Consider the following 21,462-nt stretch of genomic DNA (forward strand, 5'->3'; position numbering starts at 1 on the left):
TCCCGGCAGTGATAAGGTGACACGTGGAATTCGGCTTTCCCGAACTGGCCGCCATCCGGCTTGGCTACGGGCTTTCGCCCCATATGAAACCACCTGCCACGGCGGATGAATTGCTGGCAGGGGTGGCGGATGCCGCGCCCGGACCGGACGCCTATACGCTTCAGGACGCCCGCGACGCCTGGCAGAAACGCAAGGACCTGAGCGATGCCCGCGATGCGGGCGGCGAGGCCGAAAAGATGGCCTATGACGATTTCGGGCGTGAACTCGGGCGCATGAACTGGCTGGACCTGCAACGCCGCACCGCCCGCGCCGTCGATGCGCATTCGGGTTTCGGCGAAAGGCTGGTGCAATTCTGGGCCGATCACTTCACTGTCCGGGGGAATGGCGCGGCGCAGCAACCGCTGGTGCTGTCCTTTGTCGATGAGGCGATCCGCCCGCATCTGAACGGCCGTTTCGAAGACATGCTTTTCGCGGCCGATACCCATCCGATGATGCTGATCTATCTGAACCAGAACGGCAGCATCGGCCCCAATTCGCCCTTTCGCCAGCGACGGCCCGACCGGCCGCTTGGCCTGAACGAAAACCTGGCCCGCGAGGCGCTGGAGCTGCACAGCCTTGGCGTCGGCGCGGGCTATTCGCAGCAGGATGTGCGCGAACTGGCCGAGTTGCTGACCGGCCTGGCCTATAACGCCCGCAACCTCGAGATCTTTCGCCCCGGCATGGCCGAGCCGGGCGCCGAAACCGTGCTGGGCAAAAGCTATGGCGGCGACGGGCCGGCCAGCCTTGACGACATCCGCGCGGTGTTCCGCGACCTTGCGCGGCGGCCCGAAACGGCGGCACATCTCGCGCGCAAGCTGGCCGCGCATTTCCTGTCGGATGACCCCGATCAGGGCGTGGTCGATGCGATGGCGGCGGTCTGGCGCGACACCGGGGGCGATCTGCCGCAGGTCTATCGCGTGCTGGTCACCCATCCCGCGCTGGCCGACAGCTTTCGTCAAAAGGCACGTCAACCATTTGATTACATTGCAACGTCCTTGCGCGCGCTTGGCGTGACGGGGCAGCAGATCATGGGTTTTGAGCAGCGCGACCAGAACCGCTTCCTGGTCAATCCGATCCAGCGCATGGGGCAGCGATGGGGCACGCCCTCGGGTCCGAACGGCTGGCCCGAAGAGGCCGAGGCCTGGATCAACCCGCCCGCTCTGGCCGCGCGGATCACCTGGGCGATGACCGTGCCGCGTCTTCTGCTGCCTGAACTGCCCGATCCGCGCAACCTGCTGGATGTGGCGCTTGGCGGGACGCAATCCGATGCGCTGGCCTGGGCCGTGCCCAAGGCGGAAAGCCAGCGCGAAGGTGTCGCGCTGATCCTGGCCTCGAACGATTTCAACAGGCGGTGACACGATGTCCTTGCTGAACCGACGCATGTTCCTGAAAAGCAGCGCCCTGATCGGCTGTTCGGCGGCGGCGCATCCCATGCTGACGACGATGACTTTTGCCTCGGCCCCGGTGAAAACCGGCTGGTGGTGATCATCCTGCGCGGCGCGATGGACGGGATCGACGTGTTCCAGCCCTATGGCGATCCGATGCTGCGCAAGCTGCGCCAGACGATTTCCGTCGGTCCCGAAGGCGGCGCGGCGGATCTGGACGGTTTCTATGCGCTGCACCCCAGCCTGCAATCGCTGATGCCGCTGTGGCAGGGCGGGGAACTGGCCTTTGCCCAGGCCGTTTCAACCCCTTACCGCGACAAGCGCAGCCATTTCGATGGTCAGGACCTGCTGGAGGCGGGAACCGGCGACGATGTCGGCGAAGGCCACCGGATTGGCGGCTGGCTGAACCGGCTGCTGCAGGAAATGCCGGGCGCAACATCCGAAACCGCCTATGCGGTCGGCACGGATGAGATGAAGATCCTGAGCGGCCGCGCGCGGGTGAAAAGCTGGTCGCCCGATGCCGATCTGAAGCTGTCGGCGCAGGCGCAACTGCTGCTGGATCAGATTTACCACGATGACCCGCTGTTTCGCGATGCGGCGATGGATGCGGGCGATCTGGCGGGCGAAGGCATGGGCCGCGAAAAGGGCCCGACCGGCGATGCCCGCGCGCTTGGCCTGTTCGCGGCGACGCGGCTGAACGCCGATACCCGGATCGCGTCGTTTTCGCTGGCCGGCTGGGACAGCCACGCCCGGCAGGCGCAGGTGCTGAGCCGGGCGCTGGAACGCCTTGCGGCCTCGATCCTTGCCCTGAAAGAGGGGCTGGGCGCGAATTGGGCCAAAACGACGGTGCTGGCGATGACGGAATTCGGACGCACGGTGCGCGAAAATGGCACGGGCGGCACGGATCACGGCACGGCGGGCGCCCTGCTGATGGCCGGGGGCGCGGTCAAGGGCAAGCGCGCCTATGGCGATTGGCCGGGGCTGGCCGATAACCAGCTTTACGCCGGGCGCGACCTTTTGCCGACGCGCGACATCCGGGCCTATTCCGCCTGGGCGCTGCGCGATCTGTTCGGGGTTCAGGGCAGCACGCTGGAACGGTCGATCTTTCCCGGCCTTGAACTTGGCGAGGATCCGGGTTTCCTTGCCTGACAGGCGCGGGTTTTGCTGCGCGGTCTGAACGGGGGGCGGATGGATCGGCCGATCGGTTTTGCGCTGGACGATTTTCAGGCCCTGCCGCCGCCGGGTCCGCCGCTGATTGCCGGGCAGCATATGCAGCTGGAGCGGTTGGAGGCGGCGCGTCACGGCGCTGATCTGTTCGCCGCCTTGCAGGGGCACGACTGGGTCTGGGACTATATGGGCAGCGGCCCCTTTGCCGATGCCCGGGCCTTCGACGCATGGCTGGGCAGCGTTCAGGATGGGACGGATCCCTTCTTCTACGCGATCCGCGACCGTGCGACCGGCCGGGCCGGCGGCTTTGCGTCCTATCTGAGGATCGAGCCGAAACATGGCGTGATCGAGATCGGCTTCATCATGATCGCCCCCCGGCTGCAACGCACCCCCGCCGCGACCGAGGCGATTTCGGCGATGATTTCATGGGCCTTCGAACAGGGCTATCGCCGTGTCGAATGGAAATGCGATGCGCTGAATGCGGCATCCATGACCGCCGCGCGACGCTTTGGCTTCGTCTACGAAGGCACGTTTCGCCAGCATGCGATCTATAAATCGCGCAATCGCGACACCGCCTGGTTTGCGATCACGGATCAGGATTGGCAGCGGCTGCGCGAGGCCCATCGGCGTTGGCTGGACCCCGCGAATTTCGACGCCGAGGGGCGGCAAAGGACCAGCCTGTCGTCCCTGACCACGGCCATCGCCCAGCTGTTCTGCGCCGCCAGCAGGCGGTCCTGAACCAAACCGCTGATCCGGGCCAGATCCGAGGCCATCGCCTGACCTTCGGTCCGCGACAGCGACACGGCGGCGTCCTCTAGTTGGCGATCATGGACGGAACGGGCGATGCCCGCCAGAAAACGCGCGATATAGTCGATGGTCGAGGTGTCCTGCGACGTTGCCAGCACATCGGCGACATGGGCCAGATCGTCGCGCAGCGCGGCGCGGTCGGGGCAGATGATTTCGTCGCTGAGCAGGCGCAGCCCGCGCGGACGCTCATCTTCGGGCAGGGCGGACAGGATCGCCTGTTGAAAGACGGCAAGGCTTTCGATGGGTTTGGACAGGAGCGTCGTCGGCGCCTGCGTCAAAGGCGATCTGTTCATTGTCGGGCTCGGCCGAAATGCCCAGAATCACCGGAACGCGCGGCGTGATGCGGGCAAAACCCTGGATGAGTTCGGCGCCGTTGCCGTCGGGCAGGCCCATATCGACGATCAGCACGCCCGGCCGATAGGTCTGCATATGCCGCATCGCGGCCTTGATCGTATCGGCGCGGCGGATGCGCGCGCCGGAACGCAGGCACAGCAGCCGCAATGCTTCGGACGCGAAGCGCGAATCTTCGACCACCAGAACGGTCAGGCCGGTCAGCGGGCGGTCGGGCAGCGTGGCTGCGGCGCAAGGCGCGGCAATCGGCCCGGAAAGCGACTTCCCATATCCATTCATCTTGATACCTCTTAAAAGAATCGCCTGTTTCACCAAGATTGCGGGCATTTTCTCAAGATCAGGTTAACCACGCCCCGGTTTCCCTTTCCCTGCGCGGCAATGCGGCCTAGAACATCGGGCACAAAACCCGGAGAAAGCACCATGATCGGACGCCTGAACCATGTCGCCATCGCCGTTCCCGACCTGAACGCGGCCTCGGCGCAATATCGCAACACATTGGGCGCCACGGTCGGCGCGCCGCAGGACGAGCCCGATCGTGGCGTGACCGTCGTCTTTATCGAACTGCCCAATACCAAGATCGAACTGCTGTATCCGCTGGGCGAAAACAGCCCGATCAACGGTTTTCTGGAAAAGAACCCCTCGGGCGGGATCCATCACATGTGTTTCGAGGTCGAGGACATCATCGCCGCCCGCGACCGCCTGAAGGCCGAGGGCGCGCGTGTCCTGGGCACAGGCGAGCCCAAGATCGGCGCCCATGGCAAGCCGGTCTTGTTCCTGCACCCTGGCGACTTCAACGGCTGCCTGATCGAACTGGAACAAGTCTGATGAACCTGACCGGAGGCATCGTCCTATACGCCGTATTGTGGTTTCTGGTGCTGTTCGTGCTGCTGCCGATCGGCCAGAAAAGTCAGGCCGATGTCGGCGAGGTGACGCCCGGCACGCCCGCAGGCGCACCGCATGAGCCCCAGATCAGGAAAAAATCCTGGTGGGCCACGGCGATCACCACCGTTCTGTGGGGGATCATCGCCTGGATCATTCTGGGCGGCATCATCACCCGCGCCGATCTGAACGCGATATTCGGCTGAGATGGTAAAGGTGGGTGAACCCTGCCGCCGCCAGCACCGGAACGACGATATTCAGAACCGGGACCGTCAGCAGAAAGGCGATCAGCACGCCAAGGCCCGTGACCTGCATTGACAGGTCGCGGCGCAGCGCGGTGGCGCGTTCCTCGGCCAGGTGCATGCGGGCGGACATCTGGAAAAACTCGCGCCCCAGCAACCAGCCGTTCGCGCTGTAAAACAGCAGCGGCGCCAAAGGCCCCAGCACCGGCGTCAGCAGCAGCGACCCGATCCCGACCAGCAGGATCAGTCCCAGAAGGGCCAGCGATTCCAGCACGCCGTCCCAGAAATCCAGCGGCTGGCCGCGGTGGTGCGGGTTACGGATGGCCTCGACCTGGGTGGCGACGCGTTCGGCGAACAGGCCGGAAAAGGCCGCCGCGACCGGGGCCATCAGGAAAAAGCCCATCACCGGAAACAGCGCCAGCGAGCCCCATGACAGCCAGCCGCTGACGCTGACCGGCCCGATCCAGGGCAGGGTGATCGCTTCGGGCGCGAACCAGCGGATCGCCCAGAAGATGACCGCCTGCAGCGCCACGAACAGCACGAGCGTCAGCCCGACCCCGGTCAGCACGAGGCCCAGGATGCGCGGGCGCAGCAGGTCCTGCCAGGCCGAGATCAGGGCGCGCAGGCTCATTCCAGAAAGGTCGTCCGGGCGGCGATATCGGGGCGCGGGCGGTCGGGGGGCGTGTCGCCGCGCTGGCCGATATGGATCAGGCCGACGACTTTTTCGCCCTGGCCGATGCCCAGATGCGCGCCCGCGAAATCCGCCTGCGCCGCCGGGCCGGTCAGCCATGCGGCGCCGTAACCTGCCGCCAGCGCGGCATTGACCAGTTCCAGACAGACGGCGCCCGCCGACAGGAACTGTTCCCATTCCGGCACCTCGGGACTGTCCACCGGGGCCGAAACGACCGCGACGATCAGGGGCGATGCAAAACCCGAGCGCGCCTTGGTCACCGCCGCCTCATCCCCGCCCCGGGCCGCGACGTGATCGCCCAGAACCGGGGCCAGCCGGTCCAGCGCCGCGCGTTCCAGCACGATGAAGCGCCACGGCTCCAGCTTGCCGTGGTCGGGCACGCGGGCGGCCAGTTCCAGCAGGTTCATCAGCTCTTGCCGGTCGGGTGCCGGGCCTTTCAGCAGCTTCGGCGGATGAGAGCGGCGTTGGCGCAGGAAAGCCAGCGCATCGACATTCAGGTATTTCATTCAGACCTCGAAGAAACCGGCCAGTTCGGAAACATGGGCCGACAGGTGATTGTTCCATGCGGGCGATGGCTGGCGGGCCAGAATGGCCGCTTGCAACGGATCGGGCGCGGAAATGCCCGCCCCCGACAGCCGCGATATCACGGCATGGCCGCAAAAGGGCACATGCAGTTCAGAATAGCCGCCTTCGTGGACGGCGACCAGACGGCCCTGACACAGATCATCGGCATCGCGCATCACGCTGGCCGTCATCGCGTCAAAGCTGTCCGCCCCCAGCACCATCCGCCCAAGCGGATCGACGGCCGAGGCATCGTAACCGCAGGCGATCACGATGATATCGGGCGCAAAGCGGCGCAGGGCGGGCGAGACGATCCGTTCCATCACCTGCATATAGGTCGCATGGCCCGCCCCCGCAGGAAGCGGGATGTTCACATTCGTCTGCGCCACGCCGCGAATATCGGCGCTGCCGGTATCCAGCGGGTAATTGCGGTCCTGATGGATCGAGATGGTCAGGACATCGGGGTCGTCCAGAAAGATCGTCTCGGTCCCGTTGCCGTGGTGAACGTCCCAATCCACCACCGCGAAACGCCGTGCCAGACCGGCGGCGCGGGCGGCGCGGATCGCGATGGCGATATTGTTCAGCAGGCAGAACCCGTTCGGGAAATCGGGCAGGGCGTGGTGTCCGAGCGGACGCGACAGCGCATAGGCGTCCCCGGCGCGGCCCTGCAACACGGCAAACAGCGCCGCGCGGGCCAGACCCGCCGACAGCGCCGCGATCTCATAGCCGCCGCGCAGAAAGGGGGTGCGCAGGCCCAGCTCTCCGCCGCCCGCATCGGACATGGCCTGAAAGGCGTCGAGATAGCTGGCGGGATGGACGCGCAGCAGATCCTCCCGCGTTGCCGCAGGGGCGGTTTGCAGCGCCAGCCGGTCCATCAGCCCGGTGATATGCAGCAGATTGACCAGCCGCCGCTTGGTCTCCGGGCTTTCGGGCAGGCCGCCGCCGGGCTGGACCAGCCCGCCCACCGGCGCGGTCAGGACATAGTCGCCGCCGCCGTGCCAAAGGCAACGCTCGTCATGGAAAAAGGCGGTGGGTTGCATGATGTCGGTCTATTGATTTCGGCTGTGTCTCGGGGTTCAAGGTCAGGATGACCGATCTGTCCCATCTTGTGCAACCCGGCCGGACGATTGCCGTGCGCGTCACGCCCCGCGCCGCGCGCAATTCCGTCACCCTGGACGGTGAGGTCGTGCGCGTCTGCGTGACCACCGTCCCCGAAAACGGCAAGGCCAATGCCGAGGTCGTCAAACATCTGGCAAAGGCGCTTGACATCGCGAAAACCCGGCTGGTGCTGCTGCGCGGGGCAACCGGGCGCGACAAGCTGTTTCGGATCGACTAGCTGCGTTCCAGCCGGTAATTGCCTTCGGGCAGGTCCAGCGCGGCGCGCAATTCGTCCAGTTGTTCGATGCTGAAAACGATTCTGGCCACCGCCTGACCATCGGCATCGGCCTGTTCGACGACCACCCGGTCGTCAAAGGTCTGGATGGTGATATCCTCTAAAAGCGGACGCTGGCCGTCACCGGCCTCGTCGATCAGGGTGATGACGGTGGCGTCGAATTCATGCTCGATGGTGAACATCCGTTGTCCTTTTCCTGCCTGTTCGTGCGGTTGTGCCGCTTTCGCCAACATTCCCGTGAAATGTCCGGCTTGTGCATTCTCCGGGCTTGGCGGGTCGTATGGCAACAGGATACATGGTCCCGGTGTTCGCGACGAGGGACGGCAAGATGCGCAAGACGACCGGCATGGGCCTTGCATGTGCGATGGCGTTGGGACTTGGCGGTTGCGCAACCGTCAGCCAGATGCCCCTGCCGCAGGACGGGATCGCGCCTGCGCCGCAGCAGACCGCGATCACGCCGGCGCCGGATTTTTCCGGCGGGCCGAACGAATCCGCCCGCGCCTTTTCCGCCGTGATCTGCCGGATGGAGTCGGCCGTCGAACGCGAATGCGTCCAGCGTCGCACGCAGCCGATCAACTGCGATTTCCAGTTCGTCGTCGATGATCGTCCGGGGCAAGAGCCGAACGCCTTTCAGACCATCGACAGCGCGGGCCGTCCGATCATCGGCTTTACCCTGTCGCTGATCGCCGAGGCGCGCAATGCGGACGAGCTGGCCTTTGTCGTCGGGCATGAGGCCAGCCACCATATTCTGGGCCATATCAACCGCAAATCCTCGGCTGCGACGGTCGGGGCGGTGATTCTGGGCGGGCTGGCCAGCGCCTATGGCGGCAATGATTCCGCCATTCAGAGCGCGCAGGAACTGGGCGCGCAGTTCGGCGCGCGCTATTATTCCAAGGACTGGGAGCTGGAGGCCGACTATCTTGGCGCGATCATCACGCTGAATGCCGGGCTGGACCCCGAGAATGGCGCGCAGTTTTTTGCCAGGATCCCGGACCCGGGTGATCGAATTTTAGGCACCCACCCGGCAAGGGCGGCACGAATGGCGCAGGTAACCCGGGCGGTCGGCGATTACAGGGCTGGGCGATTCCGCTAGGCTCAGGACCCATTGATTTCCGACTGGCGGCGTGATTCACGGTTCGAAAAGCGAGCGGTGACCATGTCTGATCTTTTGTTGTTGACGGACGCGCAGATGGCGCGTCTTGAGCCTTTCTTCCCCAAGTCCCACGGCAAGCCTCGCGTCGATGATCGACGCGTGTTAAGCGGGATTATCTTCATCAATCGCAATGGCTTACGGTGGCGCGATGCCCCGGCAGCCTATGGCCCGCACAAGACACTATACAACCGTTGGAAGCGGTGGAGCGACAAGGGCATCTTTGCCCAAATGATGGCGGGTCTGGCGGCCGGGCACGGCGAAGAGAAGACCGTGATGATCGACGCCACTTACCTGAAGGCCCACCGCACCGCGACCAGCATGGGCGTGAAAAAGGGGGCGTGGGCGCCTGATTGGTCGCACCAAGGGCGGCATGAACACCAAGTTGCACGCCATCTGCGACAGCCAGGGGCGCCCCCTCAACCTGTTCGTCACTGCCGGACAGGTCAGCGATTACATCGGCGCGCGGGCATTGCTGAGCAGCCTGCCGGATGTCGATTGGCTGCTCGGGGATCGCGGCTATGACGCCGACTGGTTCAGAGAAGCGTTGAAAGACAAAGGGATACGCGCCTGCATCCCAGGCCGGAAGCAGCGGAAGAAAACCGTCAAGTACGACAAGCGCCGGTACAAACGGCGCAACCGGATCGAGATCATGTTCGGCAGGCTCAAGGATTGGAGGCGTGTGGCGACCCGGTACGACCGTTGCCCCAAGGTATTCTTGTCAGCAATCGCACTTGCTGCCCTCGTCATCTACTGGCTTTGAAACTCAATGAGTCCAGACCCTAGGAAACGTGCGATTTTTTTGCGGCTTCGTCAGCCTGTGGTTGTTTATACTTTTTTGGAATGGCTTGATTTTTGCCGTTTGCGGCATTTGATCTGATGACGTTCCGCCATCTTGTCAGTTTAAATTCGCCCGAGGTTAAAAAACTTCTTTAACCGAGGTGGACATCTGGTAACTTGCATCGGCAAGTTGTTGCCTATTGGGGCCTGGGGCCCAACAAAATTGATTCAAGGAGCGTCCATGATTGGCGTGATTGTTTGGAGCAGTGCAGCGAAATTAAAGGCTGTGATCTGGTGCGAGGATCAGGGCGCACTGGCTTATTTACAGGGAAACGACAATATCCTCGGCGACAATGGCTGGCCCGAAGCCGGTGATATGGTCGAATTGGAAACCGAGGTCCGCAAGGATCTGCGCCACGCATTCAACGTCCGCATTCTGACCGAAGGCAAGTTTACCGAACTGCCCGAACTTTTGCGTGATCTGGGTGCGACCCCGGCACCTGCGCGCCCTGCCTTGCGGATCGTGTCCTCGCAGGAGCTGCCGGCCAAGCCCGAAGACGCCGTCAGGGCTCCGACGCTGCTGGCACTGGGTGCCGGTCAGGTCCGTCTTTAGGTTTCCGTTCGGATTGGGGACGGAAAATTGACCGGGTTGCCGGTCAATTCGTGATTTGCGGGTGTTGTGTTAATGCCCGCGCGCCAATGCGGCGACACCGGTGCGCGCAACCTCGGTCAGGCCAAGCGGGCGCATCAGATCGGCAAAGGCGTCCAGTTTTTCGGATGTGCCGGTCATTTCAAAGACAAAGCTTTCCAGCGTCGAATCGACGACATTGGCGCGAAAGATTTCGGCGATCCGCAGCGCCTCGACACGCTTGTCTCCCTGACCCTTGACCTTGAAAAGCCCCAGTTCGCGTTCGACGGACGGGCCTTCGACGGTCAGGTCATGGACTTCGTGAACCGGCACGATCCGGCCAAGCTGCGCCTTGATCTGTTCGATGACCGCAGGCGTGCCGCGCGTCACGATATTGATGCGCGAGCGGTGGCCGGTGTGATCGACCTCGGCCACGGTCAGGCTGTCGATGTTGTAGCCGCGCCCGGAAAACAGGCCGATGACACGGGCCAGAACCCCGGCCTCGTTATCGACCAGAACCGCGAGGGTGTGGCTTTCGATGATCTCGGCATTCGGGTCGCGCAGGTCATAAGCCGAATGGCTGGATGCGCCTTTTTGGATTTTCAGTGCCGCCATGATGGCCCCGTTCCTTGCTGTATTGGTCGAAACGCGAGGGCTGACGCCCCCGCCATGGTTCAGACGAGCGCGCCGCCCGCGCCGGTGATCGCACCCTCGGTCGAGGCTTCGCCCAGCAACATTTCGTTATGCGGCTTGCCCGAGGGGATCATCGGGAAGCAGTTTTCATGCTTTTCGACCAGCACATCCAGAATGAAGGGGCCGTCGTAATCCAGCATTTCCTGAATCGCCGCGTCCAGTTCCGCAGGGTCGGATACGACGCGCCCCTTGCAGCCGAAGGCCTCGGCCAGCTTGACGAAATCGGGCAGGCTGTCCGACCAGCTTTGGCTGTAGCGTTCGCCATGCAGCAGTTGCTGCCACTGGCGCACCATACCAAGCCGTTCATTGTTCAGGATGAATTGCTTGACCGGCGCACGGAACTGCACGGCCGTGCCCATTTCCTGCATGTTCATCAGCCAGGAGGCATCGCCCGCGACGTTGATGACCAGCGCGTCGGGATGGGCCACCTGCGCCCCGATCGAGGCAGGCAGGCCATAGCCCATCGTCCCCAGCCCGCCCGAGGTCATCCAGTGATTCGGATCATCGAAGTGCAGATACCGCGCGGCCCACATCTGATGCTGGCCGACCTCGGTCGCGATATAGGGTTTGCGGTGTTTGGTCAGTTCGTGCAGGCGCTGAAGCGCGTATTGCGGTTTGATGACCTTGTCCGAATTGCGATAGGACAGGCATTGGACCGCCTTCCATTGTTCGATCTGCGCCCACCAGGCCTGAACCGCGGCGCTGTTCGTCTTGCGGCCGCGCGATTTCCAGACCTTGAGCATGTCTTCCAGCACATGGCCGACATCGCCCAGAATCGGGATGTCGATCCGGATGACCTTGTTGATCGAGCTGGCGTCGATGTCGATCTGCGCCTTGACCGAACCGGGGCTGAAATCGGCGACGCGGCCGGTGATGCGGTCGTCGAAACGGGCGCCGATAGCGATCATCAGATCGCAGTCATGCATCGCCATATTCGCCTCATACAACCCATGCATCCCCAGCATGCCCAACCAGGCCTTGCCGGTCGCCGGGTAGGCGCCAAGCCCCATCAGCGTCGAGGTGATCGGAAATCCCGTCGCCTCGACCAGTTCGCGCAGCAACTGGCTGGCCGCGGGACCAGAGTTGATGACGCCGCCGCCGGTGTAGAAAATCGGACGCTCGGCCTTTTCCATCGCCTCGACCAAGCGGGTGATCTGGGCCAGATCGCCCTTGCGCGGCGGCTGATACGAGGTCAGGTCAAGCTGTTTCGGACCGGCATATTCGCCGGTCGCGAATTGCACGTCCTTGGGGATATCGACCAGAACCGGCCCCGGACGACCCGAGGTCGCGACGTGAAACGCGCGGTGGATCGTGCGGGCCAGTTCGTCGGTTTCCTTGACCAGCCAGTTGTGTTTCGTGCAGGGGCGCGTGATGCCGACGGTGTCGGCCTCTTGAAAGCCATCGGTGCCGATCAGGAAGGTCGGAACCTGACCCGACAGCACGACCAGCGGGATCGAATCCATCAGCGCATCGGTCAGCCCGGTCACCGCATTGGTCGCGCCCGGCCCCGAGGTCACCAGCACCACGCCGGGTTTGCCGGTCGAACGGGCATAACCTTCGGCCATGTGGACGGCGCCCTGTTCGTGGCGGACCAGAATATGCTGGATATCGTTTTGCTGGAACAGTTCGTCATAGATCGGCAGGACCGCACCACCCGGATAGCCGAATACTGTGTCGACGCCCTGATCACGCAGAGCTTCGATCACCATTCTTGCACCGGTCATGGTTCGGGACATGCCCAATCTCCGTTATACTTGCAGATGTTTTTCGCGTTACCGCACTTAGCGGGAAATGCCGCGACGCCGCAAGCTATGGGGCTTGTCAGGCGGGGTCAATGGGGTCGGACGACAAAAATGACCCTTACCGGCATTTTTGTGAAACTATATTTCAAAAATTGCCATGCCTGCGCAATCAACCCTTGCCGCGTCAGTTCTTGCCGGGGGGCAGGGAAATGCGCGCGACCTGTTCGATGATCGGGTCGATCGACAGGGGGTGGATATCGGCATTATGCGATTCCGGATCGCCGATCGGCTGCCAGACCCCGCCCTTGTAGATTTCCAGCGCGCCGAAGCGGGCCTTGTAATCCATCTTGCGGCTGCCGGGCACCCAATAGCCCAGATAGACAAAGGGCAGGCGGGCGGAACGGGCCAGCGCGATATGGTCCAGGATCATATGGCTGCCCAGGCTGCGCGTTTCCGAATCCGGATCGTAGAAGCTGTAGACAAGGCTCAGCCCGTCATCCAGCACATCGGTCAGGCAGACGGCCAGCAGGTTGTCGCCTGCGTCGCGATATTCCATGACACGGGTGCGGACGGGCGTTTCCTCGATCATGGCGGCGAATTCGAAGATATCCATATCGGCCATGCCGCCATCGGCGTGGCGACGGTCCAGATAGCGGCGGAACAGCTCATATTGTTCCTCGGTCGCCCAGGCGGATGTCGCCAGCCTTTCGACATCCTCATTCCGGCGCGAGATGCGGCGCTGCGTGCGCGAGGGGGCGAAATCGCTGACCCGGATCCGCGCGGACATGCAGGCGACACAGCTTTCGCAGCTTGGCCGATACAGGACATTCTGCGAACGCCGAAAGCCCTGACGGGACAGGACGTTGTTCAGCTCGACCGCGCTGTCGCCGACCAGCGCGGTGAACAGCTTGCGCTCTGCCCGGCCGTGCAGATAGGGGCAGGGCTGCGGCGCGGTCACATAGAATTGCGGAGCATTGGGCAGGTTGTGCCGCATCAGGCCCGGTCCCTTTCAGATCGTTCCGGCATGCGCGCGCAACGCCGCCGCAGACCTGCGCCGCGCTGGGCTGACAGGTCGCCTTCGGGCCAACGGGACAGGTGCAGATTATCGCTCATTGCGTCTTGACCGGCTGCGGAACGGAATAAACTGTGGGCTTGGCGCAGAGCGTAGCAACAGATCCGTGACAGGCCAAGCGCGGAAACCGGTGTCGGGGGTGCGAAATGCGGTGCCTTTGATGATTGAAACCGCCAGATGCCGCACTAGGGTAGCGCCATGAGCCTTGCAGACGATATCACCCGCCTTCCGATTCCCCTTGATCCGCAGCGTGGCCAGATCGCGCTGGATACGCTTGGGCTGGCGCCGGGTGCGGCGGCCGATCTGATCCGGGGGACAGCGGGGTGCAGCCCCTATCTGGCCGGTCTGATCGAACGCGAGGCCGAATGGCTGGCCGCGACCCTGATGCGGTCCGACCTGTTCCCGGCCGCGATCGTCGGGGACGAAACGGCTGATTTCGCGGATCTTTCCCCCGACGCCCTGTCGCCGGCGCTGCGTCGCGCCAAGGGCCGCGTTGCGCTGATCACCGCGCTGGCCGATCTGGGTGGCGTCTGGACGCTCGAACAAGTGACGGGGGCGCTGACCGATCTGGCGGACCGGGCGACCGATCTGGCGCTGCGCGCCCATATCGGGACCGAGATCGCGCGCGGCAAACTGCCGCCCACGCAGGCGGATGCGGGGGGGATCATTGCGCTGGCCATGGGCAAGATGGGCGCGGCCGAACTGAACTACAGTTCCGACATCGACCTGATCATCCTTTGCGATGACAGCGCCTATGATCCCGCCGACCAGCACGAGGCCCGCGCTGCCCTGATCCGCGCGGTCCGCAAGGCCGTCGGGACGCTGTCGGACAACACCGCCCAGGGCTATGTTTTCCGCACGGATCTGCGCCTGCGCCCCGATGCCTCGGTCACGCCGGTCTGCATTTCGGCCAGCGCCGCGCTTGGCTATTACGAAGCCGAGGGCCGCACCCGGGAACGCAGCGCCTATATCAAGGCACGGCCTTGCGCCGGAGATCTGGCGGCGGGGCAGCGGTTTCTGGATGAATTGCGCCCCTTTGTCTGGCGCCGCCATCTGGATTTCGCCACCATCGAGGATGCCCATGACATGCGCAGGCGTATCCGCGAACACAAGGGCCTGCAGGGGCGGTTGACCGTGCCGGGCCATAACATGAAGCTCGGCCCCGGCGGGATCCGCGAAATCGAATTCTTTACCCAGACCCGGCAGCTGATCGCGGGCAGGCGCGATCCCGACCTGCGTGTCCGGGGCACCGTCGAAGGTTTGGCCCGGCTTGCGGAAAAAGGCTGGATCCCGCCCGAGGTCGCGACCGAGCTGACCCAACATTATCGCCTGCACCGCGAGGTCGAACATCGCGTGCAGATGGTGAATGACGCGCAAACGCACAGCATTCCGGCAAATCCGGAGGGGATCGATACGATTGCCCGTCTGATGGGCGCTGCGGATACCGCCGCCTGGCAAGGCGACCTGCAGGCGCGGCTTGAACGTGTCGAAACCCTGACCAGCGATTTTTTCGCGCCATCGGAGCGTCAGCAGCGCCCCGATCTGCCACCCGAGGCCGAGGCGATCGCCGCCCGCTGGCCGGATTATCCCGCGCTGCGCTCGCAACGCGCCCAGCAGATTTTCGGGCGCATCGGATCGGATCTGCTGACGCGCATGACCCGCGCCGCCGATCCGCTGAACGCCCTGAGCCATTTCGACGCCTTTCTGGCCGGGTTGCCTGCCGGTGTTCAGCTTTTTTCGCTGTTCGAGGCGAACCCCCAGCTGGTCGATCTGATCGTCGATATCTGCGGCACCGCGCCCGGTCTGGCCAGCTATTCCTCGCGCCACCCCGAGGTGCTGGATGCGGTTCTGGGCGGTAGTTTCTTTGCCGAATGGCCGGGGCCGAACGGCCTTCGCCAGATGCTGCAGCATCAGTTGGATACCGTCATGGCGGCGGCCGATGGCGGATATGAACGCGCGCTGGATACGGCGCGGCGCTGGGCGCATGAATGGCAGTTCCGCACCGGCGTCCACCATCTGCGCGCGCTGATCGGTGCGGATGAGGCCGGTCAGCAATACGCCGATATCGCCGATGCGGTTCTGGGGGCGCTGTTTCCGCTGGTCGCAGGTGAATTCGCGCGGCGACATGGCGCAGCCCCCGGTCGCGGTGCCGTGCTGATCGGCATGGGCTCGCTGGGGGCGCGGCTTTTGAATGCGGGTTCGGATCTGGACCTGATCGTGATCTATGACAGTGCCGGACAGGAAAGCTCTGACGGGCAAAAGCCCCTGGCCGCGCGTCCTTATTATGCACGCCTGACGCAGGCCATGATCACGGCGGTATCGGCGCCGACGGCCGCGGGGCGGCTGTTCGAGGTCGATATGCGCCTGCGGCCCTCGGGGCGGCAGGGGCCGGTTGCGACCTCGGTCCAGTCGTTTCGCGATTATCAGATGACCGAGGCCTGGACTCGGGAACATCTGGCCCTGACCCGCGCCCGTATTGTCGCAAGCTGCGGCGATGGCGGCGCCGATCTGGCCCGTGATGTCGAAGCCTTGCGGATCAAGGTTCTGGGCGCGCGTGGGCAGGACGAACGCGTCCTGCCCGATCTGGCCGAGATGCGCGCCCGGATCTTTGCCGCCAAGGGCTCGGACGGGAAATGGGATGCCGGGACCGGTCGCGGACGTCTGCAGGATATCGAGCTTTTCGCCCAATCCCTTGCCCTGCGTGCGGCATCGCCGGTGCGGGGCGCGGCGGCGCAGCTGCGCGCCGGACAGCGCGCGGGGCTGATCTCCGCCGAAGATGCCCGCAACCTTGCATCGGCCCATCGGTTGCTGTGGAACATTCACGGCACTGGGCGCCTTCTGGGCGAAAAGCGGGTGGATTTCGACGATCTGGGACAGGCCGGGCGTGACTTTCTGCTGCGCGAAAGCGGTGCGGACAGTGTTTCGGATCTTGCGAAAGCCTTTGATGATACCGTCGAAAAATCCGCCGCCATCATCGAGAAGGCGCTTGGCCAGGTTGCCGAACCTGCGGGGCAGCCCTAGGGGCGCCGTGGCGGAGGGCGGTTGACCGTTCGGGGTGGATAAAGCCACGGTCTGCCTAGCCGACATGCCCCAGAACCGGGATCTGTTTCTTGTCCCCTTGGACATGGCCGGGCTGCGTGGGCTGGACCTGATCTGCGGCGATATATTGATAGCGCGCCGGGACCGTGGCAGGGGGCTGAGCCTCGGCCTCGCTGGTCGCGTCATAGATGCCGTGCGCGGTCTTGTCCCAGTAAAAGGGACGGGTCACCACCTCATAGATCGCCTTCCATCCAGCCAGACAGCCCAGTGGAAAGTAGAAATGCAGGCTGGGCACCCACAGGCGCAGGTGGCGATGTTCCGGCCCGCGCACCGCCCAACCCGCGACGATGATGTTCAGGATCTCTGACGCGACGAACAGGCCGAACAGGGCGGGAACCGCCGCGCCCTCCCATATGCCGCCCAAGGGTTCACGCAGGGGGTGGAAGAGGCCAAGGCTGAGCAGCCAGAAGCTCCACAACACGGGGGCCAGCAGATATTGCGAGATGGTGCCCAGAAACTGGATCTGAAAGGCCAGAAAGCGGCGCGGGCCAAGATCGCGCCACAGCGCCACGGGATCGCGCATATGAACGCCCCAGGTCATCGCATAACCCTTGAGCCAGCGCGAGCGTTGCCGGATCCAGGGCAGGGCGCGGCAATTCGCCTCTTCGTGGGTGATGGTGTCGATCATCTCGGTCCGCCAGCCGCGACGGGCCAGGCGGACGCCCAGATCGGCATCCTCGGTCACGTTCCACGCATCCCAGCACCCCACGGCTTCCAGCGCGTGGCGGCGGAAGAACAGGGTGGTGCCCCCAAGCGGCACGACCAGCCCAAGCCTCGCCACGCCCAGCAGGTTGGCGCGGAACCTGGACGCATATTCGATGGTGAAACAGCGGGCCAGCCAGTTCGTGCGCGGGTTGTAATAATCCAGAATCCCCTGCACGCAGGCGACATCGGGGGCGGCAAAGTGGAAATGCCGGGCGACCTTGTGCAACTGGTCGGGTTCGGGCCGGTCTTCGGCGTCCCAGACCCCGACGATCTGGCCACGGCAGAAATTCAGCGCATAATTCAGGGCGCGCGGCTTGGTCTTGATCGGGCCGTCGGGCACCTTGACGACGCGGATCCAGCGGGGAAGCCTCGGCATCTTCCAGCGCCTCGCAGGTGATGCGGTCGGTTTCCTCGACCACCAGCAGGATATCGGTCAATTCGCGCGGATAGGTCAGCCGTGACAGACGGCCGATCAGACGGTCCGCGATATCCGATCCGGCAAACAGCGGCACCATCACCGAAATCACCGGCAAGGCAGCGGCCATATCGCGACCGGCATGATCCGGGACCGGGTCCGAGGCACTGCGCAGTACCTTGAGAAAGGCCGCAAGCTTCAGCCCCATGGTCGCGATCAGGGTCAGCACCGCCCAGAAGGTCAGCAGGCTGAAGACCGCGAGCGGGGCCAGCGCCAGCCCCACAGCCATCGCCGCCATGCCCAGCAAGGCCAGCCGCGTCGCCAGCCCCTTGCTTTGCGTCCGGCAGCTTTCGCGGGCGGGCACGCGGGTTTCGGCGGTGCGGATCAGCGCGGTCCGTCGCGTGCCCAGAATCGCGTCGGACATGTCGGTTTCGGAACATAGCAGCATGCGGATATGGCCGAATTCGGCGGGCAGGCGCGGCTGTAACCGGGCGAATTCCTCGGGGCGCGAGGTCGCGACCCATGTCACGCCACCGACCCGGCGCCAGGGCACGATGCCATGAGTCAGGCAGAAGTCGGCGCCCGCCTTGTCGATCAGGCGGGGATCGGGGGGCATGCGGGCCAGATCCAGCCGCGTCGTGCGCCACTGCCGGGTCAGGGCGCGGGTCAGCGCGTCTTCGGTCACCCAGCCATGGGCCAGCAGGATTTCCCCAAGCGGCACGGTCTGCCGCTTGCGCATGACCAGCGCCTTCAGCAGGTTGCGCTGTTCGACAGCATCGTCTTCGATCAGGATCTGGCCAAGCGGGCGCTGGTCACGGCTGTCGATGACCGGGTGCGGATCGGGCAGCGGGGCGGACTGGTCCGGTCGCGAATCATCGCGATTCTGAGGGACCAGCCGCAGCCGGACCTGAGCGGGTTCCGTCGATTTCTGGGCAACGCTGATGGCGGACATGGGCGATTTCCATCTGGAACTTTCGCCCTGTCTGGCATGGTCGGGGTTAAAATCGCGTTAATGCCGGGCCGGTGTTGAAAAACCAGGGGCCTGGCGTCGTCGCGTCACGCGCGGCGCGCGCGCATCGCGTCGGCAAAGCGCGTGAACAGATGGGCGCTGTCTTGCGGGCCGGGGCTGGCTTCGGGGTGGTATTGGACCGAAAACACCGGCTTGTCGGCAATGCGCAGCCCGCAGTTCGAGCCGTCGAACAGGCTGACATGGGTTTCGATCACGCCTTCGGGCAGGGTCTGGGCATCGACCGCGAAACCGTGGTTCATCGAGGTGATTTCGACCTTGCCGCTTTCGACATCCTTGACCGGGTGGTTCGCGCCGTGATGACCGTGGTTCATCTTGATCGTCCTGGCGCCAAGCGCCAACGCAAGCATCTGATGGCCAAGGCAAATCCCGAAGATCGGCAGGTCGCGGTCCAGGAGCTCGCGGATCATCGGCACGGCATAGACGCCGGTCGCGGCCGGGTCGCCGGGGCCGTTCGACAGAAACACGCCTTCGGGTTCGCGGGCCAGAATCTCATCGGCGGTGGCGGTGGCGGGCAGGACCGTCACCTCGGCCCCGGTCGCGGCCAGCGAGCGCAGGATATTGCGTTTCGCGCCATAATCGACGGCAACCACGCGGAACGGCCTGCTGGTTTCCGGCGTCACGAATGTGCCCGGCCATGCCCAGGTGCCTTCGGTCCAGTTATAGCTTTGAGCGCAGGTCACCTCTTTGGCGAGGTCCAGACCGACCAGACCCTGCCATTCGCGGGCGCGGGCGACCAGTGCGGCGATGTCGAAATTGCCCGAGGGGTCATGCGCCAGAACGACATGCGGCGCGCCCTGCTGGCGGATCGCGCGGGTCAGGCGGCGGGTGTCGATACCGCCGATGCCGATGCGGCCGCGCTTTTCCATCCACGCGACCAGATCGGCGCTGGCACGCCAGTTCGACGGCTCGGTCGGGTCCCATTTCACCACGATGCCGGGGGCGACAGGCTCGGCGGCTTCGTCATCCTGCGCCGTGACGCCGGTGTTGCCGATATGGGGGAAGGTAAAGGTCACGACCTGACTTGCATAGGACGGGTCGGTCATGATTTCCTGATAGCCGGTCATCGCGGTGTTGAAGACCAGCTCGGCGACCACTTCGCCGGTGGCGCCGAAGCCCCGGCCATAGAAAACGCTTCCGTCAGCCAGTGCAAGACATGCGGTCGGTTTCTGTGCCATCATCGCTCTCCGGGTAAATCGGCCGGAACCTAGGGGTCGGGGGCGGGGGCGTCAAGGCTCTGATTGCCGCGTGACGGGTTGCATGTGGAACTTTGCGACCGGGTCCGGGTTGACGCATCGCGGCGGTGCGGGCACAGACGCGCTGATCTGTCAGAGAGGAAGCCATGGAACTTCGCGAACGCATCCAAGCGGATACGAAAGAGGCGATGAAAAGCAAGGACACGGCGCGGCTGTCGACGCTGCGGCTGATCAGTGCCGCGATCAAGGATCGCGAGATTGCCGCGCGTTCCGAACGGCCCGAACATCCCGGCCTGAACGATGGCGACCTGATCGCGATTCTGTCCAAGATGGTCAAGCAGCGTCAGGAATCGGCCCGTGCCTATGAAGAGGGCGGGCGGCTGGAACTGGCCGAAAAAGAGGCCGCGGAAATCGGGATCATCCAGGATTACCTGCCGCGTCAGCTGGCAGAGGATGAAGTCCGCGCGGCCATCGACAAGGTCATCAAGGAACTGGGCGCGTCCTCGGTCCGCGACATGGGCCGGGTGATGGGCGAATTGCGGGGCCGTTTCGCGGGCCAGATGGATTTCGGCGCGGTCGGCCCGATGATCAAGGACAGGTTGATGTCATGAAAGCCGTCAGCCGCGCCCAGCAACGTGCCGCAGGTGCCGCGCTATCCGCCAAGCGCGGCGAGACGAAACCTGCCGATCTGATTGGCGCGTCCAAAGAGATGTTCGATCAGATGAGCGAGGCAGAACTGGAAGATCTGGCCTCGACCAGTCTGGACGGCCTGCCCGAACATGTCGACAAGGCCGGGGAATAGGGGCCTTTATCCCTGACGCATATGGGCCTGCCGGTGATCCGGCGGGCTTTTTCATGGGTGGTTCATTCGGTCTGACGCATCGCGGCCAGTTCGCGATCCAGTTGGCGGCGCAGGTCCTGACGTTCCTCTGGCGACAGAAAGGCGCCCAGTTCGATTTCGCGTTTGCCGTCGGTCAGGGTCAGGTAATGTTCGACCGGACCGCTGCCGCGCAGATTGCTGCGCGCCCAATAGGGGTTGGTCTGCCAGATCCGGTCCTCGTGGCCGGGATCCTGCCGGGTGACGGTCAGGCTGTCGCGGGTCAGGATCAGATGTTCATGCGTCGCCGCGCTGTCATAGCTGCGCTGGATCGCGAACCACAAGGCCCAGATCACGGCCAGCGCAAAGGGCAGCAGCCCCCACAGCACGCGATTTCCCAGCACCGCCAGCAGCGGCAGGGCCAGCGCCCCGGCCGTCAGGCTGATGACCCAGACAAAGCCGCGACGGGGCAGGGACCGATAGGGCCACAGATGCAGTTCGACCTGCGGGCCTGTCGGGGTTTCGGATCTGGACCAGTGATAGGGCATCGCGGCTGATTGTATGTTCGCCCCATCCTATCGGACCCGTCCCGAAAATGGAAACGGCCCCGGAAATCCGGGGCC

The 21,462-nt window shown here is 64.3% G+C and carries 22 protein-coding genes and 3 pseudogenes; 13 read left to right on the top strand and 12 right to left on the bottom strand.

Features of this window, described 5'->3' with window-relative positions; all coding sequences use genetic code 11:
* Window positions 1-23 precede the first annotated feature (23 nt).
* The 3 genes and pseudogenes from PE067_RS15500 to PE067_RS15510 all read left to right on the top strand — a co-directional run bounded on the left by PE067_RS15500 (window position 24) and on the right by PE067_RS15510 (window position 3,329).
* Window positions 24-1,394 carry a DUF1800 domain-containing protein gene (locus PE067_RS15500; RefSeq protein WP_276190606.1) on the top strand — a complete coding sequence of 457 codons (1,371 nt, stop codon included), beginning with the start codon at window positions 24-26 and terminating at the stop codon, window positions 1,392-1,394.
* A gap of 4 nt (window positions 1,395-1,398) precedes the next feature.
* Window positions 1,399-2,573 (top strand): annotated as a pseudogene (locus PE067_RS15505) (DUF1501 domain-containing protein).
* A gap of 39 nt (window positions 2,574-2,612) precedes the next feature.
* A complete protein-coding gene (locus PE067_RS15510; RefSeq protein ID WP_276190607.1) occupies window positions 2,613-3,329 on the top strand; it encodes a GNAT family protein in 717 nt (238 codons plus the stop codon).
* Here the strand turns inward: PE067_RS15510 and PE067_RS15515 are convergent.
* Window positions 3,317-4,028, bottom strand: a pseudogene (locus PE067_RS15515) (response regulator); the annotation flags it as partial. The gene PE067_RS15510 and the pseudogene PE067_RS15515 overlap by 13 nt on opposite strands.
* 141 nt (window positions 4,029-4,169) lie before the next feature.
* On the opposite strand from PE067_RS15515, the gene mce reads away from it, so the two are divergent.
* The gene (gene mce, locus PE067_RS15520) at window positions 4,170-4,574 is read left to right on the top strand and encodes a methylmalonyl-CoA epimerase (RefSeq protein ID WP_276190608.1); all 405 of its coding nucleotides are present in this window, start codon (window positions 4,170-4,172) and stop codon (window positions 4,572-4,574) included.
* Window positions 4,574-4,834: a DUF1467 family protein gene (locus tag PE067_RS15525; RefSeq protein ID WP_276190609.1), complete on the top strand. Its 261-nt coding sequence runs from the start codon at window positions 4,574-4,576 to the stop codon at window positions 4,832-4,834. Before mce ends, PE067_RS15525 begins: the two co-directional genes overlap by 1 nt.
* On the opposite strand, the gene PE067_RS15530 is transcribed toward PE067_RS15525, so the two are convergent.
* Genes PE067_RS15530 through PE067_RS15540 form a run of 3 tightly spaced genes read right to left on the bottom strand, consistent with a single transcriptional unit; the run spans window position 4,800 to window position 7,162 of the window.
* Window positions 4,800-5,501, bottom strand: a complete 702-nt coding sequence (locus tag PE067_RS15530; RefSeq protein ID WP_276190610.1) for an EI24 domain-containing protein — start codon at window positions 5,499-5,501, stop codon at window positions 4,800-4,802. The genes PE067_RS15525 and PE067_RS15530 overlap by 35 nt on opposite strands.
* Window positions 5,498-6,067 (bottom strand): nitroreductase, encoded by a 570-nt coding sequence (locus tag PE067_RS15535; RefSeq protein WP_276190611.1) that lies wholly within the window; start codon window positions 6,065-6,067, stop codon window positions 5,498-5,500. The genes PE067_RS15530 and PE067_RS15535 overlap by 4 nt, the downstream gene beginning before the upstream one ends.
* A complete protein-coding gene (locus tag PE067_RS15540; RefSeq protein ID WP_276190612.1) occupies window positions 6,068-7,162 on the bottom strand; it encodes a class II histone deacetylase in 1,095 nt (364 codons plus the stop codon).
* 47 nt (window positions 7,163-7,209) lie between these two features.
* Here PE067_RS15540 and PE067_RS15545 point away from each other — a divergent pair, with 47 nt between their 5' ends.
* Window positions 7,210-7,458 carry a DUF167 domain-containing protein gene (locus tag PE067_RS15545; protein WP_276190613.1) on the top strand — a complete coding sequence of 83 codons (249 nt, stop codon included), beginning with the start codon at window positions 7,210-7,212 and terminating at the stop codon, window positions 7,456-7,458.
* On the opposite strand, the gene PE067_RS15550 is transcribed toward PE067_RS15545, so the two are convergent.
* Window positions 7,455-7,697, bottom strand: coding sequence for a hypothetical protein (locus PE067_RS15550; protein ID WP_276190614.1), 243 nt, complete (start codon window positions 7,695-7,697; stop codon window positions 7,455-7,457). The genes PE067_RS15545 and PE067_RS15550 overlap by 4 nt on opposite strands.
* A gap of 146 nt (window positions 7,698-7,843) precedes the next feature.
* On the opposite strand from PE067_RS15550, the gene PE067_RS15555 reads away from it, so the two are divergent.
* The 3 genes from PE067_RS15555 (at window position 7,844) to PE067_RS15565 (ending at window position 10,058) form a co-directional block, all read left to right on the top strand.
* Complete coding sequence (locus PE067_RS15555; protein ID WP_276190615.1) at window positions 7,844-8,608, top strand: M48 family metalloprotease; 765 nt, start codon at window positions 7,844-7,846, stop codon at window positions 8,606-8,608.
* Window positions 8,609-8,671: 63 nt separating this feature from the next.
* Window positions 8,672-9,428, top strand: a protein-coding gene (locus PE067_RS15560) for an IS5 family transposase (protein WP_276190616.1) whose coding sequence is annotated in 2 segments (ribosomal slippage) — window positions 8,672-9,003 and window positions 9,002-9,428 — 759 coding nt in all. Because the reading frame shifts where the segments join, the coding sequence is not laid out codon by codon here.
* 258 nt (window positions 9,429-9,686) lie between these two features.
* Window positions 9,687-10,058, top strand: coding sequence for a hypothetical protein (locus PE067_RS15565; protein WP_276190617.1), 372 nt, complete (start codon window positions 9,687-9,689; stop codon window positions 10,056-10,058).
* 69 nt (window positions 10,059-10,127) lie between these two features.
* On the opposite strand, the gene ilvN is transcribed toward PE067_RS15565, so the two are convergent.
* The 3 genes from ilvN to PE067_RS15580 form a co-directional block, all read right to left on the bottom strand.
* A complete protein-coding gene (gene ilvN, locus PE067_RS15570) occupies window positions 10,128-10,688 on the bottom strand; it encodes an acetolactate synthase small subunit (RefSeq protein WP_276190618.1) in 561 nt (186 codons plus the stop codon).
* Window positions 10,689-10,747: 59 nt separating this feature from the next.
* Complete coding sequence (locus tag PE067_RS15575) at window positions 10,748-12,502, bottom strand: acetolactate synthase 3 large subunit (protein WP_276190619.1); 1,755 nt, start codon at window positions 12,500-12,502, stop codon at window positions 10,748-10,750.
* A 190-nt stretch (window positions 12,503-12,692) separates the two neighbouring features.
* The gene (locus tag PE067_RS15580) at window positions 12,693-13,502 is read right to left on the bottom strand and encodes an arginyltransferase (protein ID WP_276190620.1); all 810 of its coding nucleotides are present in this window, start codon (window positions 13,500-13,502) and stop codon (window positions 12,693-12,695) included.
* Window positions 13,503-13,778: 276 nt separating this feature from the next.
* Between PE067_RS15580 and PE067_RS15585 the strand changes: the two genes are divergently transcribed.
* A complete protein-coding gene (locus PE067_RS15585; protein WP_276190621.1) occupies window positions 13,779-16,601 on the top strand; it encodes a glutamine-synthetase adenylyltransferase in 2,823 nt (940 codons plus the stop codon).
* 55 nt (window positions 16,602-16,656) lie between these two features.
* Here PE067_RS15585 and PE067_RS15590 read toward each other — a convergent pair whose 3' ends face one another.
* On the bottom strand, window positions 16,657-17,760 hold the full coding sequence (locus tag PE067_RS15590; protein WP_276190622.1) for a glycosyltransferase family 2 protein: 1,104 nt from the start codon (window positions 17,758-17,760) through the stop codon (window positions 16,657-16,659).
* A gap of 245 nt (window positions 17,761-18,005) precedes the next feature.
* Between PE067_RS15590 and PE067_RS15595 the strand changes: the two genes are divergently transcribed.
* Window positions 18,006-18,362 (top strand): hypothetical protein, encoded by a 357-nt coding sequence (locus PE067_RS15595; protein WP_276190623.1) that lies wholly within the window; start codon window positions 18,006-18,008, stop codon window positions 18,360-18,362.
* Here the strand turns inward: PE067_RS15595 and PE067_RS21920 are convergent.
* Both PE067_RS21920 and carA read right to left on the bottom strand, forming a co-directional pair.
* Window positions 18,269-18,751, bottom strand: a pseudogene (locus PE067_RS21920) (hypothetical protein); the annotation flags it as partial. The gene PE067_RS15595 and the pseudogene PE067_RS21920 overlap by 94 nt on opposite strands.
* Before the next feature lie 104 nt (window positions 18,752-18,855).
* Window positions 18,856-20,004 carry a glutamine-hydrolyzing carbamoyl-phosphate synthase small subunit gene (gene carA, locus PE067_RS15605; RefSeq protein ID WP_276190624.1) on the bottom strand — a complete coding sequence of 383 codons (1,149 nt, stop codon included), beginning with the start codon at window positions 20,002-20,004 and terminating at the stop codon, window positions 18,856-18,858.
* Window positions 20,005-20,168: 164 nt separating this feature from the next.
* On the opposite strand from carA, the gene PE067_RS15610 reads away from it, so the two are divergent.
* Both PE067_RS15610 and PE067_RS15615 read left to right on the top strand, forming a co-directional pair.
* Window positions 20,169-20,633 carry a GatB/YqeY domain-containing protein gene (locus PE067_RS15610; protein ID WP_276190625.1) on the top strand — a complete coding sequence of 155 codons (465 nt, stop codon included), beginning with the start codon at window positions 20,169-20,171 and terminating at the stop codon, window positions 20,631-20,633.
* Window positions 20,630-20,824: a DUF3008 family protein gene (locus PE067_RS15615; RefSeq protein WP_276190626.1), complete on the top strand. Its 195-nt coding sequence runs from the start codon at window positions 20,630-20,632 to the stop codon at window positions 20,822-20,824. The genes PE067_RS15610 and PE067_RS15615 overlap by 4 nt, the downstream gene beginning before the upstream one ends.
* A gap of 62 nt (window positions 20,825-20,886) precedes the next feature.
* Here the strand turns inward: PE067_RS15615 and PE067_RS15620 are convergent, their stop codons facing one another.
* Entirely contained in the window at window positions 20,887-21,387 is a 501-nt protein-coding gene (locus PE067_RS15620) for a DUF2244 domain-containing protein (protein WP_276190627.1), read from the bottom strand.
* Window positions 21,388-21,462 lie beyond the last annotated feature (75 nt).

The sequence above is a fragment of the Paracoccus sp. DMF-8 genome (genome assembly GCF_029309835.1).
Taxonomy (GTDB): domain Bacteria; phylum Pseudomonadota; class Alphaproteobacteria; order Rhodobacterales; family Rhodobacteraceae; genus Paracoccus.

Bases quoted from the DNA above. Each gene is read 5' to 3' on its own strand.
- PE067_RS15610 (WP_276190625.1), top strand. From the start codon at position 20,169: ATGGAACTTCGCGAACGCATCCAAGCGGATACGAAAGAGGCGATGAAA.
- mce (WP_276190608.1), top strand. From the start codon at position 4,170: ATGATCGGACGCCTGAACCATGTCGCCATCGCCGTTCCCGACCTGAAC.
- carA (WP_276190624.1), bottom strand. From the start codon at position 20,004: ATGGCACAGAAACCGACCGCATGTCTTGCACTGGCTGACGGAAGCGTT.
- PE067_RS15550 (WP_276190614.1), bottom strand. From the start codon at position 7,697: ATGTTCACCATCGAGCATGAATTCGACGCCACCGTCATCACCCTGATC.
- PE067_RS15525 (WP_276190609.1), top strand. From the start codon at position 4,574: ATGAACCTGACCGGAGGCATCGTCCTATACGCCGTATTGTGGTTTCTG.
- PE067_RS15555 (WP_276190615.1), top strand. From the start codon at position 7,844: ATGCGCAAGACGACCGGCATGGGCCTTGCATGTGCGATGGCGTTGGGA.
- PE067_RS15545 (WP_276190613.1), top strand. From the start codon at position 7,210: ATGACCGATCTGTCCCATCTTGTGCAACCCGGCCGGACGATTGCCGTG.
- PE067_RS15575 (WP_276190619.1), bottom strand. From the start codon at position 12,502: ATGTCCCGAACCATGACCGGTGCAAGAATGGTGATCGAAGCTCTGCGT.
- PE067_RS15620 (WP_276190627.1), bottom strand. From the start codon at position 21,387: ATGCCCTATCACTGGTCCAGATCCGAAACCCCGACAGGCCCGCAGGTC.
- PE067_RS15585 (WP_276190621.1), top strand. From the start codon at position 13,779: ATGAGCCTTGCAGACGATATCACCCGCCTTCCGATTCCCCTTGATCCG.
- PE067_RS15615 (WP_276190626.1), top strand. From the start codon at position 20,630: ATGAAAGCCGTCAGCCGCGCCCAGCAACGTGCCGCAGGTGCCGCGCTA.
- PE067_RS15535 (WP_276190611.1), bottom strand. From the start codon at position 6,067: ATGAAATACCTGAATGTCGATGCGCTGGCTTTCCTGCGCCAACGCCGC.
- PE067_RS15595 (WP_276190623.1), top strand. From the start codon at position 18,006: ATGGTCGCGATCAGGGTCAGCACCGCCCAGAAGGTCAGCAGGCTGAAG.
- PE067_RS15510 (WP_276190607.1), top strand. From the start codon at position 2,613: ATGGATCGGCCGATCGGTTTTGCGCTGGACGATTTTCAGGCCCTGCCG.
- PE067_RS15580 (WP_276190620.1), bottom strand. From the start codon at position 13,502: ATGCGGCACAACCTGCCCAATGCTCCGCAATTCTATGTGACCGCGCCG.
- PE067_RS15565 (WP_276190617.1), top strand. From the start codon at position 9,687: ATGATTGGCGTGATTGTTTGGAGCAGTGCAGCGAAATTAAAGGCTGTG.
- PE067_RS15530 (WP_276190610.1), bottom strand. From the start codon at position 5,501: ATGAGCCTGCGCGCCCTGATCTCGGCCTGGCAGGACCTGCTGCGCCCG.
- PE067_RS15540 (WP_276190612.1), bottom strand. From the start codon at position 7,162: ATGCAACCCACCGCCTTTTTCCATGACGAGCGTTGCCTTTGGCACGGC.
- ilvN (WP_276190618.1), bottom strand. From the start codon at position 10,688: ATGGCGGCACTGAAAATCCAAAAAGGCGCATCCAGCCATTCGGCTTAT.
- PE067_RS15590 (WP_276190622.1), bottom strand. From the start codon at position 17,760: ATGCCGAGGCTTCCCCGCTGGATCCGCGTCGTCAAGGTGCCCGACGGC.